Source organism: Mitsuaria sp. PDC51 (genome assembly GCF_900113225.1).
In the GTDB taxonomy this organism is placed as follows: Bacteria; Pseudomonadota; Gammaproteobacteria; order Burkholderiales; family Burkholderiaceae_C; genus Roseateles.
The window spans coordinates 259,650-278,026 of record NZ_FOZE01000002.1; the positions used below are offsets into that span (position 1 = coordinate 259,650).

The window sequence follows — 18,377 nt, forward strand, 5'->3', positions numbered from 1 at the left end:
ATCATGGGACGCGCCTATTCGGACATCACCTTCACCCCGACGGTCCGCGAGGTCCAGGCAGAGAAAGGCAGCCGCGAGCAGTACGCCTTCCTCGACACGATGAGCGACCGCGGCGAGGCGCTGACGCCCCGCGAGGCGCAGTTCCTCGCCGAGGCCGACCACTTCTTCCAGGCCACGGTCAGCGAGACCGGCTGGCCCTACGTGCAGCACCGCGGCGGGCCGAAGGGTTTCCTCAAGGTGCTGGATTCGCGCACCATCGGCTTCGCGGACTTCCGCGGCAATGTGCAGTACCTGAGCGTCGGCAACCTGCGCAAGGACGACCGCCTCTCGATGATCGTCGTCGACTATCCGAATCGGCGCCGGCTGAAGCTGCTCGGACGCGTGGAGCTGGTCGAGGCCGGCGTCAGCCCGCAGGGCGACGCGGCCATCGCCGCGGTGAGTGATCCGGCCTACGGCGCGACGGTCGAGCGCGCTTTCCTGATCCGCATCGAGGGTTGGGATTGGAACTGTCCGCAGCACATCACGCCGCGTTTCACCGAGGCCGAGGTTGCGTCGCTCACCGCCCCGCTGCGCGCGCAGGTGCAGAAGCTGAAAGCGCAGTTGAGCGACGCCAAGGCGGCGCTGGCCGCTTCGCAGACGCCGTCGGCGTCAATGCCGCCGCCATCACTGGGCGACGGGCCGCTCGCGCTGACGATCTCCGGCGTGCGCCAGCTCACGCCATCGGTGCGGGCCTTCAAGTTGAGGACCGCCGACGGATCGCCGCTGCCGGCGGTGGTCGCCGGCGCCCACCTCGACCTACCCGTGCGCCTGGCTGATGGCACCGACTCGACCCGGAGCTACTCGATCGCGTCCAGCCCGCATCGCACCGATGCCTACGAGATCGCCGTGCAGCGCGAGCCCGAGGGACGCGGCGGCTCCCTGGCCGTGCACGAGGACTTCCAGCTCGGGCTGCGGCTCAACGCCTCGATGCCGCGGACGCTCTTCTCGCTCGTCGAGACAGCGCATCGAGCGGTGCTGATCGCCGGCGGCATCGGCATCACGCCGATCAAGGCGATGGCGCATGCGCTCGTCGCGCGGGGCGCGGCCTTCGAGCTGCACTACGCGGTGCGCTCGCGGGCGCAGGCACCGTTCCTGGGTGAGCTGGTCGACGCCTTCGGCGAGCGCGTGAAGGTCCACGCGAAGGACGAAGGGCAGCGCCTCGACGTCCAGGCGCTGATGCTCGGCCTGGGCGAGACCGATCATGTCTACGTCTGCGGGCCTTCGCGCCTGATCGAAGCAGTGTCGGCGGCCGCGCGGCAGGCCGCTGTGAGCGCCGCGCGCGTTCACGCCGAGAAGTTCAGTGCCGACCGCGCCAAGCCCGGCGACCGCGAGTTCGTCGTCCACCTGGTCCGCAGCGGCAAGGATCTGCTCGTGCCGAAGGACCGCTCCATCCTCGAGGTCGCCGAAGCGCAGGGCGTGCGAGTGCCGGCCTCATGCCGCATCGGCAACTGCGGCACCTGCGCCACGCGCGTGGTCGCCGGCACGCCCGCGCATCGCGACGACGTGCTCACCGACGCGCAGAAGGCAGATCAGCAGTTGATGTGCGTCTGCGTCTCGAGAGCGGACGGCGATGAACTGACGCTCGACCTCTGAGCGATGTTCACGGCTACAGTGCGCTCGTCCCATGACCTCGCCGGCCGCCGCACGCGCAGGAGCACCCCGATGAACGCATCCCGATGGGCGGTCCCCGCCTCCTACTTCAGCATGGTGCTGGGCCTGACCGGCCTGGGCAACGGCTGGCGCGTGGCCTCGCGTCTGTGGGGCTTCCCCACCTGGATCGGCGAGTCGGTCATGGCGGTCGCGGTGACGGTGTGGGCGGTGCTGCTGGTCCGATTCGCGATCAAGTGGATCGCCGCGCGCGAGGAGGCCCTGGCCGAGGCCGCCCATCCCATCCTCTGCTGCTTCATCGCGCTCGTGCCGGTGGCGACCATGCTCGCCGGCATCGGCGTGCTGCCGCATGCGCACGGCGTGGGGACGGGGCTGGTCCTGCTCGGCGCGGCGGCCTCGCTGCTCTTCGGCCTGTGGCGCCACGGCGGCCAGTGGCGCGGCGGACGCGACCCGAAGACGACGACGCCCGTGCTCTACCTGCCCACGGTCGGCGCCAACCTGGTGTCCGCGATCGCGCTATCGGCGCTCGGCTGGCCGAGTTGGGGGCAGCTGTTCTTCGGTGCCGGCGTGCTGGCCTGGATCGTCCAGGAGTCCATCATCCTGGGCCGCCTGCTGACCGTCGATCCCTTGCCGCCGGCGCTGCGCCCGACGGTGGGCATCCAGATGGCGCCGCCGGCGGTCGCGCTGCTGGCCTACGCGGCCGTCACCGTCGGCCCGCCGGACCTCATCGCCCGCATGCTGCTGGGCTACGCGATCGTGCAGGCGCTGATGGTGCTGCGGCTGATGCCGTGGATCCGCCAGCCGTTCACGCTGTCGTACTGGGGATTCACCTTCGGCGCGACCGCGATCTCCACCGGCACCATGCGCTTCGCCGAGCGCGGCCATGACCCGGTCTTCACCACGCTCGCGCCGGTGCTCTTCACCATGAGCAATCTGGTCATCACCGGGCTCTCGATCGCTTCGGTGCTGTGGGCGCTGCGGCCGAAGCCGGCGTCCGCCAGCGCGCCCGCGCCGGTGGCGCCGGCGGCCAGTTGATTCGGGGTGAATCAGCAGCGCGCCGCGGCGCGTCCTGACGCCGCGGTGGACCGCGGTGTCGCGCTCAGTCGAGCTTCCAGCGCAGCGCCTCGCCGCCACGCAGCGGCTTGAGCTGCGCGGCTTCGCCGAAGGGGACGGACTCGGGCAGCGTCCATTCGGTCTTGCGCAGCGTGACCTGCGTCGTGTTGCGCGGCAGGCCGTAGAAGTCGGCGCCGTGGAAACTGGCGAAGGCCTCGAGCTTGTCGAGCGCGCCCGCAGCCTCGAAGGCCTCGGCATAGAGCTCGAGCGCGGACAGCGCGGTGAAGCAGCCGGCGCCGCACACCGAGTTCTCCTTCATCACCGACGCATGCGGCGCGCTGTCGGTGCCGAGGAAGAACTTCGGGCTGCCGGAAGTGGCGGCCTGGATCAGCGCCAGGCGATGCTCCTCTCGCTTGAGCACCGGCAGGCAGTAGTAATGCGGCCGCAGCCCGCCCATGAAGATCGCGTTGCGGTTGTAGAGCAGGTGCTGCGGCGTCACCGTCGCGCCGGTGAAGCGGTCCGCCGCGGTCACGTACTGCGCGGCTTCCTTGGTCGTGATGTGCTCGAAGACCACCTTCAGCTCGGGGAAGTCCTTGCGCAGCGGCGTCATCACGCGGTCGATGAAGAAGGCCTCGCGGTCGAAGACATCGACGTCGCCATCGGTGACCTCGCCATGCACCAGCAGCAGCAGGCCCGCCTTCTGCATCGCCTCCAGCGTCGCATAGGTCTTGCGGATGTCGGTGACGCCGGCATCGCTGTTGGTCGTGGCGCCAGCCGGATAGAGCTTGAGCGCGACCACGCCGGCCGCCTTCGCGGCGGCGATCTCCTCGGGGCGCGTGCGGTCGGTCAGGTAGAGCGTCATCAGCGGCTCGAAGTCCACGCCGGCGGGCACGGCGGCGAGGATGCGCTCGCGGTAGGCCTGCGCCTGCTCGGCCGTCGTGATCGGCGGCTTCAGGTTGGGCATCGCGATCGCGCGCGCGAACTGGCGCGCGGTGTACGGAACGACGCTCTGCAGCGCGGCACCGTCGCGCAGGTGCACATGCCAGTCGTCGGGACGGGTCAGGACTAGGGTTTCGCTCATGGGGCGGGATTGTCGCACCCCGCCTCACGGCGCACTGGCCGGCGTCATCGGCGCGGGCACGGTGTACATCGCGAGAGCCTGCTGCGCCGGGGCTGCGGCGGACATGGCCCGGATCACGGGATGGAGCTGCAGGGCCCCCATGCCCGCCAGCAGGGCGAGGACGCCCATGATGACGTTGATCGAGGTCTTGATCCCTCCGATCTCTCCCTTCAGCCCCTTGATCTCGCCTTTCAGCTCACCGACCTCCGCCCGCATTTCGCTGCGCACGGCGCAGATCTCCACCGTCAGCGCCGAGAAGCGGCTTTCCATCTGCACCCGCATCGCGGAAAGCTCCGTGCGCATCTCGCTGCGCATGCCGGCGATGTCGGCACGGATCGTCTGAAGCAATGCATCGTTCTTCGCGTCGTACTCCACGCGCCGGACGTACTCCTCCTTCGGCCAGCGCTGGGCCCTCTTCGCCTGGGAGCCCGGCGATGAATGGCTGAAATGGCTGCGATGCTGTGCGCCCATCCGGTGACCTCCTGACGACTCGTGGATCGACGCACGGCCTGACCCCACGGGCGGATTCCCGCACGGATCACCTCGCGCCTCGTGCGACTCGCCACACACGGGCCGAATCGCGATGGGACCGATTGTTGGCAGCCCCTCGCCGGCCGTCACTGACCTCGACCAGGAGTCTTTTGGACATCCATGCCGTGGACGAGTGAGCACCGCACAGGCGTCGTGGACAGCCGGAACGAAGAAGGCCCGCACCTTGCGGGGCGGGCCTTCGAGGCAGTGCATGGGACGCCCTCGGGCGCCCGCGATCAGTGCTGCAGGATCTTCGCCAGGAAGTCCTTGGCGCGCGGCGAGCGCTGGTCCGGGTTGCCGAAGAACTCGTCGCGGGTGCAGTCCTCGACGATCTTGCCGGCATCCATGAAGATCACCCGGTGGCTGACCTTCTTGGCGAAGCCCATCTCGTGCGTCACGCACATCATGGTCATGCCCTCATTGGCCAGCTGGACCATCACGTCCAGCACCTCGCCCACCATCTCGGGGTCCAGCGCCGAGGTCGGCTCGTCGAACAGCATCACGATCGGGTCCATCGACAGCGCCCGGGCGATCGCCACGCGCTGCTGCTGGCCGCCCGAAAGCTGGCCCGGGAACTTGTCCTTGTGGGCCATCAGGCCCACGCGCTCCAGCATCTTCAGGCCGCGGGTCTTGGCGTCGGCCATGTTGCGGCCCAGCACCTTGACCTGCGCCAGCGTCAGGTTCTCCGTCACCGACAGGTGGGGGAACAGCTCGAAGTGCTGGAACACCATGCCCACGCGCGAACGCAGCTTGGGCAGGTTGGTCTTGGGCGCCGTCAGGCTGGTGCCGTCGACGACGATGTCACCCGCCTGGATCGGCTCCAGCGCGTTGACCGTCTTGATCAGCGTGGATTTGCCCGACCCCGACGGGCCGCACACCACCACCACTTCCCCCTTCTGGATGGTCGTGGAGCAATCGGTCAGCACCTGGAACGGGCCGTACCACTTGGAGACGTTCTTGATTTCAATCATGGGGCGGACCTCAGCGGATGATGGCGATCTTCTTCTGCAGCCGGCGGACCAGCATGGACAGGCTGAAGCAGATCACGAAGTAGACGACGGCCGCGACCAGGTAGGTCTCCATCGGCCGGTTGAAGTTCTTGCCGGCGACCTCGAAACCCTTGAGCAGGTCGTAGGCACCGATCGCGTAGACCAGCGACGTGTCCTGGAACAGCACGATGGTCTGCGTCAGCAGCACCGGGAGCATGTTGCGGAAAGCCTGCGGCAGCACCACCAGGCCCATGGTCTGCTTGTAGTTCATGCCCAGCGCGTAACCCGCGAAGACCTGGCCCTTGGGCACCGACTGGATGCCCGCGCGCATGATCTCGGAGTAGTAGGTCGCCTCGAACAGCGTGAAGGTGATCAGCGCCGTCTTCTCCGCGCCCAGCGGCCCCGCGATGTAGGGGATCAGCAGGAAGAACCACAGGATCACCATCACCAGCGGGATCGAGCGCAGCGTGTCGACGTAGATCGCCGCCGGCCGCTCCAGCCACCATTTGCCCGAGAGCCGCATCAGCGCCAGGATCGTGCCCAGCACGATGCCGCCGATCATGGCCGAGAAGGTCAGCTGGATCGAGAACCACAGCCCCTTGGCGACGAAGGAGGACAGGACCTCCCAGGTCAGGAACGAAAAGTCGAGTTGCGTCATGTCACTTCGCCCCCAGGATGCCGGGCACGCGCACGTACCACTCGATCACCTTGGCCAGGCGGTTGATCGCATAGGCCGAGATGAAGTACAGCAGCGTCACGGGCAGGAAGATCTGCACGAAGCTCGACTGCTCGGAGGCCTGCAGCGCGAACTGCGCCAGGTCGGGGATGCTCACCGCGAAGGCCACCGCCGAGTTCTTGACGATGTTCATGCTCTCGCTGGTCAGCGGCGGAATGACGATGCGGAAGGCCATCGGCAGCAGCACATGGCGATAGGTCTGCGGCAGCGTCAGACCCAGCGCCTGGCCGGCGTAGCGCTGGCCCTTGGGCAGCGTCAGGATGCCGGCCTTGACCTGCTCCGAGATCCGCGCCGAGGTGAACAGGCCGATCGCGATCACGACGAGCACGCTGGGCGGCAGGTCCAGGATCGGGAACAGGCGCGGGATCACGTGATACCAGATGAAGAGCTGGACGATCAGCGGGATGTTCCGGAACAGCTCCGTCCATGCCTCGCCGAACATCGCCAGCTTCCTGTTGGGCACCGTGCGCAGGATGCCGATCAGCGATCCGGCCACCAGCGCGACCAGCAGGCCCAGGACCGAGACGAACATCGTCCAGCCCCAGCCGTGGATCATCGCGTCCAGGTAAGTCTCATAACCGGGGGCGCCGAAACACTTCGGCGCGACCTCCTCGGTCACCATGTCTGTGCAGTACAACTGCCAATCCCAGCTCGCCATGGCGTGCTCCATCCATCAATGCGAAGGGCCGCCCGCATGCGCTGCCGCGGCCCTTCCAGTCTCCGGTCGCCCCCTTGCGACAAGGCGCCCCGCGGGGCGCCTTGCGCTCAGGGAACCGTGCTTACTTCTTGGCGTATTCCTCGACCGGCTTGTCGTTCGGGTTCGCCCAGGCGTCCTTGGTCGCCGCCGTCGCCGGCAGGCCCACCTTGGTGTTGGTCGGGGGGATCGGCTGCATGAACCACTTGTCGTACAGCTTGGCGATCTCGCCAGACTTCATCAGGCCCTTGATGCTGTCGTCCACCGCCTTCTTGAAGGCCGGATCGTCCTTGCGGATCATGATGGCGATCGGCTCGACCGACAGCACTTCGCCGACGATCTTGAAGCCCGCCGGATTGCGCGACTTGGCGATGTTGCCGGCCAGGATCTGGCCGTCCATCACGAAGGCGTCGGCGCGGCCCGACTCCAGCAGCAGGAAGCTGTCGGCGTGGTCCTTGCCCAGCACTTCCTTGAAGTCCACGCCGTTGGCGCGCTCGTGCTTGCGCAGCAGCTGGACGGAGGTGGTGCCGGTGGTGGTCGCGACGGTCTTGCCGTTGAGCTGGGCGATCGAGGTGATGCCCGAATCGGCCTTCACCGCGATGCGCACTTCCTCGACGTAGGTCGTGACGGCGAAGGCCACGTCCTTGGCGCGGGTCATGTTGTTGGTGGTGGAGCCGCACTCGATGTCCACGGTGCCGTTCTGCACCAGCGGCACGCGGTTCTGCGAGGTCACCGGCAGATACTTGATGTCCAGCTTGGACAGGCCCAGATGCTTCTGTACGTCGGCCAGCACGCGCTGGCAGATCTCGACGTGGTAGCCCACGTACTTGCCGTCGCCGAGCGTGTACGACAGCGCGCCCGAGGACTCGCGCACGCCCATGGTCACGCTGCCTGTGTCCTTGATCTTCTTCAGCGTGTCGGCTTGCGCCACGCCAACCAACGCCGCGCCAAGGGCCAGGACTAGCAATGCCTTCTTCATAGTTGCTCCTGCTTGTTCGGATTCAAAAGCGGATTCGAGGGAGGCTCGACCGGTGAGCCGCCCAACCGGCAGAGCAGACCATGAGCGGCTGCTTTGCAGGGTAGGGAGTATCACGCATCTCGAGGTGTTGCACGGCTTACATATGCAGGTTTCATGCCTGCCCGGCGGCGGCGTGCGTCAGGAAATTCCAGAGCGCCTGCGCGACCGGTTTCACGCGGCGCGCCGAGCCCTGGCGCTCGCGGTACATCCGCAGTTCCATGTTCAGTTCGTACTGGCCCGGCTCGGCCGCGCGCACCAGGCGGCGCGCCTTCACTTCCTTCTTCACCGAGCTCGCCGGGAGGAAGGCCAGGCCGTGGCCCTCCAGCGCCATGGCCTTGAGGCTCTCGGCCATGTCGGTCTCGAAGACCGATTCCAGGTTGAGCGGCTGCGCGGCGTCCTTGACGATCAGCTCCACCAATCGCCCGAGGTAGGCGCCGGACGCGTAGCTGAGGAAGGGGATCTTCTGGCCCGGGTGTCCGGAAATCCGGAACATCGGCGCGCCGCCTGTGTCAGCTTTCGCATAGGCGGCCAGGGTCTCGTGGCCGAGCGAGACCGATTCGTAGCGCTCGGGATCGAGCTGCAGCGGCTGGCTGGGGTGGTGGTAGACGACCAGCAGGTCGCAGTTGCCTTCGCTCAGCTGCAGCGTCGCGTCATGGACGTTGAGCGCGTTGAGCCGGCATTTCACCTCGCCGAAGCGCTGGCGCAGCTCCATCAGCCAGTGCGGGAAGAAGCTGAAGGACAGCGAGTGCGGCACGGCGAACTCGATCATGTCCTGCCCCGCCGACTGGTGGCTGCGCAGCATGTTGCGCGTGGCCTGCAGGTTGCCGAGCAGGTCCACGGCCTGGCCCAGCAGGGTTTCGCCGGCCGCGGTCAAACGCGTCGGATAGGACGAACGGTCGACCAGATCGACGCCCGCCCACGCCTCCAGCGCCTGGATGCGGCGCGAGAACGCCGGCTGCGTGACATGCCGCAGCTGGGCCGAGCGGGAGAAGCTGCGCGTCTCCGCCAGGCTCACGAAGTCTTCAAGCCATTTGGTTTCCACGGCGCGGGAGTTTAGCCGTGAGGGGCCGCCGACGTCGCCGCCGCGTCCTGCCCATCCTGCTGCAGGGCCCACATCTGCGCGTAGCGGCCGCGCCGCGCCAGCAGCGCCGCATGGGTGCCGCGCTCGACGATGACGCCCTGCTCCATCACCAGGATCTCGTGGGCATCGACCACCGTCGAGAGCCGGTGCGCGATGACCAGCACCGTCTTGTCGCGCGCGGCGGCCTCGAGCTCGGCCTGGATGGCGCGCTCGTTGCGCGAGTCCAGCGCCGAGGTCGCCTCGTCGAAGATCAGGATCGGCGGATCCTTGAGCAGCGTGCGCGCGATGGCCACGCGCTGCTTCTCGCCGCCGGAGAGCTTGAGCCCGCGCTCACCGACCATGGTCTGGTAGCCCTGCGGCAGCGCCTGGATGAACGCGTGGATGTGCGCGGCCTTGGCCGCGGCCTCGATCTCCTCGATCGTCGCCTCGGGGCGGCCGTAGGCGATGTTGTAGGCGATGGTGTCGTTGAACAGCACCGTGTCCTGCGGCACGATGCCGATCGCCCGGCGCAGGCTGTGCTGCGTGACCTCGGCGATCGACTGGCCGTCGATCGCGATGCGGCCGGACTGCGCGTCGTAGAAGCGGTAGAGCAGCCGCGCCAGGGTGCTCTTGCCCGAGCCGCTCGGGCCGACCACCGCGACCTTCCTCCCCGCCGGGATCTCCAGGCTGACGCCCTTGAGGATGGGCCGCTGCGGCTCGTAGGCGAAGTGCACGTCCTCGAAGCGCACCGACGCGCCGGCCACCCGCAGCGGCTGGGCGCCGGGCGCGTCGGCGACCTCGCGCTCCCGGGCCAGCAGGCCGAACATCTTGTCCAGGTCGGTCAGGCTCTGCTTGATCTCGCGGTAGATCACGCCCAGGAAGTTCAGCGGGATGTAGAGCTGGATCATGAACGCGTTGATCATGACCAGGTCGCCCAGGCTCATCTGCCCGGCGACGACGCCCTGCGTCGCGCGCCACAGCATCGCCACCAGCGCCACCGCGATGATCACCTGCTGCCCGCTGTTGAGCAGCGACAGCGTCGTCTGCGACTTCAGCTGCGCGCGGCGCAGCCGCTCCAGGCTCTGGTCGTAGCGGGCGGCCTCGAAGTCCTCGTTGTTGAAGTACTTCACCGTCTCGTAGTTCAGCAGCGAGTCGATCGCCTTGCTGTGCGCGTGCGAGTCCAGCTCGTTGAGCTGGCGGCGGAACTTGGTGCGCCACTCGGTGACCACGATGGTGAAGCCGATGTAGAACACCAGCGCCGCGCCGGTGATCCAGGCGAAGAGCACGTCGAACTTCAGCGCCAGCAGGCTGAGCACCAGCACCACCTCGACCAGCGTCGGGAAGATGCTGTAGAGCGAGTAGGAGATCAGCGCATGCACGGCGCGCGTGCCGCGCTCGATGTCGCGGGTCATGCCGCCGGTCTGGCGCTCGAGGTGGAAGCGCAGGCTCAGGTCGTGCAGATGGCGGAAGACCTGCAGCGAGATGCTGCGCGAGGCGCCCTCGGTCGCCTTGGCGAAGATCAGCTCGCGCGCCTCGGTGAACAGCGAGGTGCACAGGCGCAGCATCCCGTAGGCCAGCAGCAGCCCCACCGGCACGACCATCAGCGCCTGCGCGCTGCCGGGCCGCAGGTCGAGGCTGTCCACCAGTTGCTTGAGCAGCACCGGCACGCCGACATTGGCCAGCTTGGCGCCGATCATGAAGGCCAGCGCGAGGCCGACGCGCCAGCGGTAGCGCCAGAAATAGGGCAGCAGGCGGCCGATGGTGTGCCAGTCGCCCCGGGACTCGGGCGCGGTGGAGGACGAGGGGACGGGGGTCGGCGCGGAGGTGCCGGCGAGCGTGGAGCGGCGCATGGACGAAGGGGCTGGACTGTCGTGGGGTCGGGCCTCGGGTCCGGCGCCTGCGCTGGCGGGGCCGGACATGCTGGACGACAATGCCGGCCATTGTCACCGTTTGCCGATCATGAGCGACTCCACCGCCCCCAATGCCCCCGCGGCGCCGACCGCGCCCGCCTCGACGTCCAGCCTGCTCTCCCCGGAGACGATCGGCCCCCGCGAACTGGTGATGCGCGTGATGCCGATGCCTGCCGATGCCAATGGCAACGGCGACATCTTCGGCGGCTGGATCATGGCGCAGGTCGACCTCGCCGGGTCGGTGCTGCCGGCGCGCATCTCGCGCGGGCGGATCGCGACGGTGGCGGTCAACGAGTTCATCTTCAAGCAGCCGGTGTCGGTGGGCGACCTGCTGAGCTTCTATGCGCAGGTCACCCGCATCGGCCGCACCTCGATCACGGTGCATGTCGAGGTCTTCGCCGAGCGCAACCCCGCCAATCCGCATGTGGTCAAGGTGACGGAGGCCAACCTGACCTACGTCGCGATCGACCGCGAGGGCAAGTCGCGGGTGATCGGCGAGGCCTAGGTGGACGCGGCGAGCCGGCCCGCGAGGGCCTGTGCGAATGGGCGTCCCGCCACCAGGGTTTGTACGTAGATTCCGCAGCCGGCTCCGGGATGCGGGTGGGATACTGCGCCGCCTGGGTGCCGAGCCACGCCGGTGACGGCGCCAGCGGCGCCTTCAACCGGAGCCGTCCCCATGCTGTCCCCTTCCGCCTCCGCCACGCCGGTCGTCGCCGTGCCGTGGTACCGCCATCTCTACCTGCAGGTCGTCGTGGCGATCGTGATCGGCATCCTGCTCGGTCACTTCGAGCCGAAGTTCGCCGTCACCCTGCAGCCGCTGGGCGATGCCTTCATCAAGCTGGTGAAGATGATCATCGCGCCGGTGATCTTCCTGACCATCGTGACCGGCATCGCGGGCATGACGCAGCTCAGCCGCGTCGGCCGGGTGTTCGGCAAGGCGATGGCCTACTTCCTGTTCTTCTCGACGCTGGCGCTGATCGTCGGCCTGGTGGTGGCGAACGTGGTGCAGCCGGGTCACGGCATGAACGTCAACGTCGCGGACCTGGACCAGAAGGAAGTGCATCGCTACGTCGAGAAGACGCATGACCTGACGCTGGTCGGCTTCCTGATGGACGTGATCCCGAAATCGCTGGTGGGCGCGCTGGCGGACGGCAACATCCTGCAGACGCTGTTCGTGGCGGTGCTGTTCGGCATCGCGCTGGCGCTGGTGGGCGATCGCGGCAAGCCGGTGCTGAACTTCTTCGAGGCGCTGACCGCGCCGGTGTTCCGGATGGTGCACATCCTGATGAAGGCGGCGCCGATCGGCGCACTGGGCGCGATGGCGTTCACCATCGGCAAGTACGGGCTGGCCTCGCTGCTCAACCTGGGCATGCTGGTGGGCAGCTTCTACGTGACGGCGCTGCTGTTCGTGCTGGTGATCCTGGGCATCGTCGCGCGGCTGTGCGGTTTCTCGATCATCAAGTTGATCCGCTACCTGAAGGCGGAGCTGCTGCTGGTGCTGGGCACCTCGTCGTCGGAGTCGGCACTGCCCTCGCTGATGGAGAAGATGGAGAAGGCCGGCTGCGAGAAGACGGTGGTGGGACTGGTCGTGCCGACGGGCTACTCGTTCAACCTGGACGGGACCAACATCTACATGACGCTGGCGGCGCTGTTCATCGCGCAGGCGACCAACACCGAGCTGACGCTGGGTCACCAGATCACGCTGCTGTTGGTGGCGATGCTGAGCTCCAAGGGCGCGGCGGGCGTGACCGGCGCGGGCTTCATCACGCTGGCGGCGACGCTGTCGGTGGTGCCGGAGGTGCCGGTGGCGGGCATGGCGCTGATCCTGGGCGTGGACCGCTTCATGTCGGAATGCCGCTCGCTGACCAACTTCATCGGCAATGCGGTGGCGACGATCGTGGTCTCGAAGTGGGAGCGCGCGCTGGACCACGATGCGCTGGACCTGGCGCTGTCGGGCAAGACCATCGACCCGGACGACCTGCCGATCCGTGTGGCCGGACCGGCCGAGACGGCGTGAGCGGACCCGGCGCATGAACGACAACGGGCGCCGCGGCGCCCGTTGTGTCGTATGGAGCGGCCTGGCTGCCGCTCTCGATCAGAACTTCGAGAAGTCCGGCTGGCGCTTCTGGAAGAAGGCCTGGAAGGCTTCCATCGCCTCGGGGCTGCGCAGGCGGGCACCGAAGATCTCGGCCTCGGCCTGGATAGTTTCCAGCAGCTGCTCCTTGGTCGCGCGACGCATCAGCTGCTTGCTCTCGCGCACGGCGCTCGGCGGCAGCTTGTTGAAGCGCTCGGCCACGCGGCGCGCCTGCGCGACCACTTCGCCGGCCGGCAGCACCGCGTTCGCGATGCCGCATTCCACCGCCTGCTCGCCGGTGAACGGGTCGCCCAGCAGGATCTTCTCGGCCGCGCGGCGCGGGCCCATCAGCTTGGGCACGAGCAGGCTGGAACCGAATTCGGGCACCAGGCCCAGGCTCACAAAGGGCATCGCCAGGCGCGCGTCGTCGGCCACGTAGACGAAGTCGCAATGCAGCAGCAGCGTCGTGCCGATGCCGATCGCCGCGCCGTTCACCGCGGCCACGATGGGCTTGTCACAGCCGATCATCGCGCGCATGAACTGGAACACCGGCGCGTCCTCGTCCCGCGGCGGGCTGCCCATGAAGTCCTCGATGTCGTTGCCCGACGTGAAGATCTGCGGCTGGCCCTGGATCAGCACCGCGCGCACGCTGTTCTCGGCGTTGGCCGCGACCAGCGCGTCGGCCATCTCCTGGTACATCGCGCGGGTCAGCGCGTTCTTCTTCTCGGGACGTGCGATCTCGATGGTCTGCACGCCGTTGACGATGGCGGTCTTGATGCTCATGGAGCACTCTCCTGCTGGGTAAGGCCGTTGATGCCGTTGGGAATGGCCGCGATCATGCCAGCCAGGCGCTCACCTGCGGCCACAGGCTGCGCTCGAATCGATCGCGGAAGAAACCGAAATGGCCGATGCGGCGCTCGCCGATGTCCTTGGGCGCGATGCGGCGCAGCTCGGGATGCGCGCCGGCGTAGAAGCCGTGCAGCGACTCGGTGTTGCGGCGGGACATGAATTCGTCGTCGGTGAACGCGAGCGAGAGCATCGGCACCGACAGCGAGGCGTACTGCGCGCGCAGCGCGTCGCCGCCCTCGCCCATCATGTACTCGCGGTCCAGGCACCAGCGGCGCCACTGCGCCATCACGCCGCGAGGGAGGTCGCCGACCTTGCGCAGCTTGCGGCCAGGGAAGTAGCCGAAGAGGGGCAGCGCGAGCGGGACCATGACGTACCAGAGCCACCAGACGTAGCGGCGCAGACCGATCGAGTTCTCGCGCCAGTAGCCGCTGCCGCAGCCCACCGTCACCGCGCGGGAGACGCGCGAGCGGTTGGGCAGCAGGCCCAGGATCTGGCCGCCCAGGCTGTGGCCCAGCCAGTGGATCTCGCGGTCGTCGCCCAGCAGCTTGTTGAGATGCGAGAGCGCCGCAGCGGCGTCATGCTCGGCCCAGGTGCGGATGTCGGCGTCGAGGCCGCGCAGCGAGCGCTTCATCGACTCGGGCCGCGAGGCGCCCATGCCGCGGTAATCGAAGCTCAGCACCAGCCAGCCCTGCGACGCCATCCAGCGCGCGAAGGCGGCGTAGTAGCGCTGCTCGACGCCCATGGCGGGGGCGATCAGCAAGCCGGCCTTGGCAGTCGCTGGGTCGCCGTAGAGGTGGCCTTGGAGTTCGAAACCGTCATCTGCTCGGAAACTGATCATCGCGGTCTCCCGATCGATGAAGACGCTGGCGGGCGCCTGCGAAGGATGCCCAACCGCGTGGGGCCAGGCGCGGGCTCTCCACGACGCGGGGGGCGTCCCTCCGGGAACCCCCCGCATCATTCCGGCCCCACCCGCACTCGCTGCCCGAGGACGAGCGGACTGCGGTGGCCGACGCGCTTTTTACAGACGCTCGATGATGCCCGCCGCGCCTTGGCCGGCGCCAACGCACATCGTGACCATGCCGTACTTCGCGCCGGTGCGGCGCAGGCCGTGGATCACCGACGCCGCGCGGATCGCGCCGGTCGCGCCCAGGGGGTGGCCCAGGGCGATCGCGCCGCCGTTCGGGTTCACCTTGGTGCGGTCCAGCACGATACCCTTCGCGTCCAAGTCATTCAGCACCGCCAGCGACTGCGCCGCGAAGGCCTCGTTCAGCTCGACCCAGCCCAGGTCCTCGGCCTTGATGCCGGCCAGCTTCAGCGCGGCCGGGATCGCCTCGATCGGGCCGATGCCCATGATCTCCGGCGGCACGCCGCGCACCGCGAAGGACACGAAGCGCGCCAGCGGCGTCAGGCCGAAGCGCTTGACCGCCGCCTCCGACGCCACGATCAGCGCGCCCGCGCCGTCCGAGGTCTGCGAGCTGTTGCCCGCCGTGACGCTGCCCTTGGCGGCGAACACCGGCTTGAGCTTGGCCAGGCCCTCCATCGACGTGTCCTTGCGCGGACCTTCGTCGATGTCGACCGTGCGCGACTTGACGATCACGCCATCGCCGTTCAGGTCGGGCTGGCGGTCCTTGATCTCGAATGGAGTGATCTCGTCCTTGAAGAAGCCCCCTTCGATCGCGGCCAGCGCGCGGCGATGCGATTCGAGCGCGAACTCGTCCTGCGCCTGCCGGCTCACCTTCCACTTGTCGGCGACCTTCTCGGCGGTCAGGCCCATGCCGTAGGCCAGGCCGATGTTCTCGTCGCGCTCGAAGATCGCGGGCGGGAACGAGGGCTTGTTGCCGCCCATCGGCACCATCGACATCGACTCCACGCCGCCGGCGATCATCACTTCGCTCTCGCCGACGCGGATGCGGTCCGCCGCCATCGCCAGCGCGGTGATGCCCGACGCGCAGTAGCGGTTCACCGTCACGCCGCCGACCGTGTTCGGCAGGCCCGACAGCACCGCCGCCACGCGGGCGATGTTCATGCCCTGCTCCCCTTCCGGGAAGGAGCAGCCGATGATCGCGTCCTCGATGACCGACGGGTCCAGGCCCGGGACCTGGGCCATCGCGGCCTGGATCACGCGGGACAGCATCTCGTCCGGACGGGTGTTCTTGAAGTAGCCCCGGCCCGACTTGCCGATCGGCAGGCGGGTGGCGGCGCAGATGTAGGCGTCTTGAACTTGCTTGCTCATGATTGATTCCTTGTGTGCCGCTCGGATCAGTTGCGCACGGGCTTGCCGGTCTGCAGCATGCCCATGATTCGCTCCTGGGTCTTCGGGTGCTCCAGCAGTGAGCAGAAGTGCTTGCGCTCCAGCGACATCAGGTATTCCTCGGTCACCAGCGAGCCGGCCTCGACTTCGCCGCCGCAGACCACGTCCGCGATCAGCGAGGCCAGGTGGAAGTCGTGCGCGCTGATGAAGCCGCCGTCACGCATGTTGGCCAGCGAGGACTTCACCGTGGCGATGCCGGAACGGCCCGCGACCGGGAACTTGGCCTTGAGCGGCGCGCGGTAGCCGGAGTCCGCCATCGCCTTGGCCTGCGCCGTGGCGACGAACAGCAGCTCGTCCTTGTTGGGGACGATGACGTCGCTGTCCAGCAGGTAACCCAGCTTCTGCGCTTCCAGCGCGGAGGTCGCCACCTTGGCCATCGCGGCGTTGGTGAAGCCGTCCTTCAGGAAGGCGAAGATGTCCGCGTTGGCGTTGCCGGCCGAGGCCATCTCCGCCGCGCGGCGCGCGATGTAGGTCAGGCCACCGCCGCCCGGGATCAGGCCGACGCCCACTTCCACCAGGCCGACATACGACTCCATGTGCGCGACGCGGCGGGCGCAGTGCACCGCCAGCTCGCAGCCGCCGCCCAGCGCCAGGCCGCGCATCGCGGCCACGACCGGCACGTTGGCGTAGCGCACGCGCAGCATCATGTCCTGCAGCTTCTTCTCTTCCGGCGCGATGCCCTTGGCACCCTTGCTCATGAAGACCGGCATCAGCGCTTCCAGGTTGGCGCCGGCGGAGAACACGTCGTCCGGCGACCAGATGACCAGGCCCTTGTACTTGGCCTCGGCGATCTCGACCGCCTTGAGCAGGCCCTCGGTGACCGTCGGGCTGATCAGGTGCAGCTTGCAGTTGATCGAGGCGATCAGCACTTCACCGTCCAGCGACCAGACGCGGACCTCGTCGTTCTTGAACTCCTCGGTGCCCGCCTTCAGCGGCTCCACCGCGCCCTCGCCGACCAGCGATTCGGGGAAGGCCTGGCGCTCGTAGACCGGCAGCTTGGCGCGCGGCTTGAACTTGCCTTCCTTGGCGCTCCACGAGCCGTCCTTCGAATGCACGCCGCCGTTCTCGGCGACCGGGCCTTCGAAGACCCACTTGGGCAGCGGCGCGCTCGACAGCGTCTTGCCGGCGTCGATGTCGGCCTGCACCCACTCGGCCACCTGCTTCCAGCCGGCGGCCTGCCAGAGCTCGAACGGGCCCTGCTGCGAGCCGAAGCCCCAGCGCATGGCGAAGTCGATCTCGCGCGCGGTGTCGGCGACGGTGTCCAGGTGCACGGCCACGTAGTGGAACGAGTCACGCAGGATGGACCACAGGAACTGCGCCTGCGGGTTGCTCGATTCCTTCAGCAGCTTGATGCGGTCGGCGGGCTGCTTCTTCAGCATGCGGGCGACGATCTCGTCGGCCTTGCCGCCGCCGGCGACGTACTCGCCAGTGGCGAAGTCCAGGCGCTGGATGTCCTTGCCGACCTTCTTGTAGAAGCCCGCGCCGGCCTTCTGGCCCAGCGCGCCCTTCTCGATCAGGCCCGCCAGCACCTTGGGCGTGGCGTAGGTCGAATAGAAGGGGTCGTCCTTCAGGTTGTCCTGCATCGTCTTGACGACGTGCGCCATCGTGTCCAGGCCCACCACGTCCGCGGTGCGGAAGGTGCCCGACGAGGCGCGGCCCAGCTTCTTGCCGGTCAGGTCGTCGACCACGTCCACGGACAGGCCGAACTTCTCGGCCTCGATCATCGTGGCCATCATGCCTGCGATGCCGACGCGGTTGGCGACGAAGTTGGGCGTGTCGTTGGCGCGCACGACGCCCTTGCCCACGGCCGAGGTCACGAAGCTCTCGAGCTGGTCGATGACTTCAGGATTGGTGGTCGGCGTGTTGATCAGCTCGACCAGGTACATGTACCGGGGCGGGTTGAAGAAGTGGATGCCGCAGAAGCGCGGCTTGATCGATTCCGGCAGGACTTCCGACAGCTTGGTGATCGACAGGCCCGAGGTGTTGGACGCGACGATCGCGTGCGGCGCGACGAACGGAGCGATCTTCGTGTAGAGATCCAGCTTCCAGTCCATGCGCTCGGCGATGGCCTCGATGATCAGGTCGCAGTCCTTGAGCAGCTCCAGGTGCTCCTCGTAGTTGGCCTGCTGGATCAGCGCGGCGTTCTCGGGCACGCCCAGCGGCGCCGGCTTGAGCTTCTTCAGGCCCTCGACGGCCTTGGTGACGATGCCGTTCTTCGGACCTTCCTTGGCAGGCAGGTCGAACAGCACGACCGGCACCTTCACGTTGACCAGATGGGCGGCGATCTGCGCGCCCATCACGCCGGCGCCGAGCACGGCGACCTTGCGAACTTGGAATCGACTCATGGTTTCTCCAATGGACATCACTGGGATGTAGGAATGGGGT

Annotated in this window: 16 protein-coding genes; 4 read left to right on the plus strand and 12 right to left on the minus strand. The window is 67.9% G+C overall.

Annotated features, from left to right (window positions below; translation table 11 throughout):
- The first annotated feature begins 3 nt into the window (after positions 1-3).
- Positions 4-1,632 carry a 2Fe-2S iron-sulfur cluster-binding protein gene (locus BM393_RS12590; protein WP_091726102.1) on the plus strand — a complete coding sequence of 543 codons (1,629 nt, stop codon included), beginning with the start codon at positions 4-6 and terminating at the stop codon, positions 1,630-1,632.
- A gap of 69 nt (positions 1,633-1,701) precedes the next feature.
- Entirely contained in the window at positions 1,702-2,682 is a 981-nt protein-coding gene (gene tehA / locus BM393_RS12595) for a dicarboxylate transporter/tellurite-resistance protein TehA (protein ID WP_091726105.1), read from the plus strand.
- 64 nt (positions 2,683-2,746) lie between these two features.
- On the opposite strand, the gene pyrC is transcribed toward tehA, so the two are convergent.
- From pyrC to BM393_RS12635, 8 genes are all read right to left on the minus strand, one after another.
- Positions 2,747-3,781: a dihydroorotase gene (pyrC, locus tag BM393_RS12600; protein ID WP_091726109.1), complete on the minus strand. Its 1,035-nt coding sequence runs from the start codon at positions 3,779-3,781 to the stop codon at positions 2,747-2,749.
- 24 nt (positions 3,782-3,805) lie between these two features.
- Complete coding sequence (locus BM393_RS12605) at positions 3,806-4,291, minus strand: hypothetical protein (protein ID WP_091726114.1); 486 nt, start codon at positions 4,289-4,291, stop codon at positions 3,806-3,808.
- 296 nt (positions 4,292-4,587) lie between these two features.
- Positions 4,588-5,322: an amino acid ABC transporter ATP-binding protein gene (locus BM393_RS12610; protein ID WP_091726117.1), complete on the minus strand. Its 735-nt coding sequence runs from the start codon at positions 5,320-5,322 to the stop codon at positions 4,588-4,590.
- 10 nt (positions 5,323-5,332) lie between these two features.
- Complete coding sequence (locus BM393_RS12615) at positions 5,333-5,998, minus strand: amino acid ABC transporter permease (protein ID WP_091726120.1); 666 nt, start codon at positions 5,996-5,998, stop codon at positions 5,333-5,335.
- 1 nt (position 5,999) lies between these two features.
- Entirely contained in the window at positions 6,000-6,734 is a 735-nt protein-coding gene (locus BM393_RS12620) for an amino acid ABC transporter permease (RefSeq protein WP_091726123.1), read from the minus strand.
- Positions 6,735-6,855: 121 nt separating this feature from the next.
- Entirely contained in the window at positions 6,856-7,749 is an 894-nt protein-coding gene (locus tag BM393_RS12625; protein WP_091726127.1) for an amino acid ABC transporter substrate-binding protein, read from the minus strand.
- Between the two features lie 151 nt (positions 7,750-7,900).
- Positions 7,901-8,830, minus strand: a complete 930-nt coding sequence (locus BM393_RS12630; RefSeq protein ID WP_091726131.1) for a LysR substrate-binding domain-containing protein — start codon at positions 8,828-8,830, stop codon at positions 7,901-7,903.
- An 11-nt stretch (positions 8,831-8,841) separates the two neighbouring features.
- Positions 8,842-10,698: an ABC transporter ATP-binding protein/permease gene (locus BM393_RS12635; RefSeq protein WP_091726136.1), complete on the minus strand. Its 1,857-nt coding sequence runs from the start codon at positions 10,696-10,698 to the stop codon at positions 8,842-8,844.
- A gap of 109 nt (positions 10,699-10,807) precedes the next feature.
- Between BM393_RS12635 and BM393_RS12640 the strand changes: the two genes are divergently transcribed.
- On the plus strand, positions 10,808-11,263 hold the full coding sequence (locus BM393_RS12640; RefSeq protein ID WP_091731404.1) for an acyl-CoA thioesterase: 456 nt from the start codon (positions 10,808-10,810) through the stop codon (positions 11,261-11,263).
- A gap of 171 nt (positions 11,264-11,434) precedes the next feature.
- Positions 11,435-12,775: a dicarboxylate/amino acid:cation symporter gene (locus BM393_RS12645; protein WP_091726141.1), complete on the plus strand. Its 1,341-nt coding sequence runs from the start codon at positions 11,435-11,437 to the stop codon at positions 12,773-12,775.
- 78 nt (positions 12,776-12,853) lie between these two features.
- Here BM393_RS12645 and BM393_RS12650 read toward each other — a convergent pair whose 3' ends face one another.
- From BM393_RS12650 to BM393_RS12665, 4 genes are all read right to left on the minus strand, one after another.
- Complete coding sequence (locus BM393_RS12650) at positions 12,854-13,615, minus strand: enoyl-CoA hydratase (protein ID WP_091726146.1); 762 nt, start codon at positions 13,613-13,615, stop codon at positions 12,854-12,856.
- 52 nt (positions 13,616-13,667) lie between these two features.
- A complete protein-coding gene (locus BM393_RS12655) occupies positions 13,668-14,519 on the minus strand; it encodes an alpha/beta fold hydrolase (RefSeq protein ID WP_175538324.1) in 852 nt (283 codons plus the stop codon).
- A gap of 180 nt (positions 14,520-14,699) precedes the next feature.
- Positions 14,700-15,914, minus strand: a complete 1,215-nt coding sequence (locus BM393_RS12660; RefSeq protein WP_091726153.1) for an acetyl-CoA C-acyltransferase — start codon at positions 15,912-15,914, stop codon at positions 14,700-14,702.
- A 26-nt stretch (positions 15,915-15,940) separates the two neighbouring features.
- Complete coding sequence (locus BM393_RS12665; protein ID WP_091726157.1) at positions 15,941-18,337, minus strand: 3-hydroxyacyl-CoA dehydrogenase/enoyl-CoA hydratase family protein; 2,397 nt, start codon at positions 18,335-18,337, stop codon at positions 15,941-15,943.
- Positions 18,338-18,377: the final 40 nt, after the last annotated feature.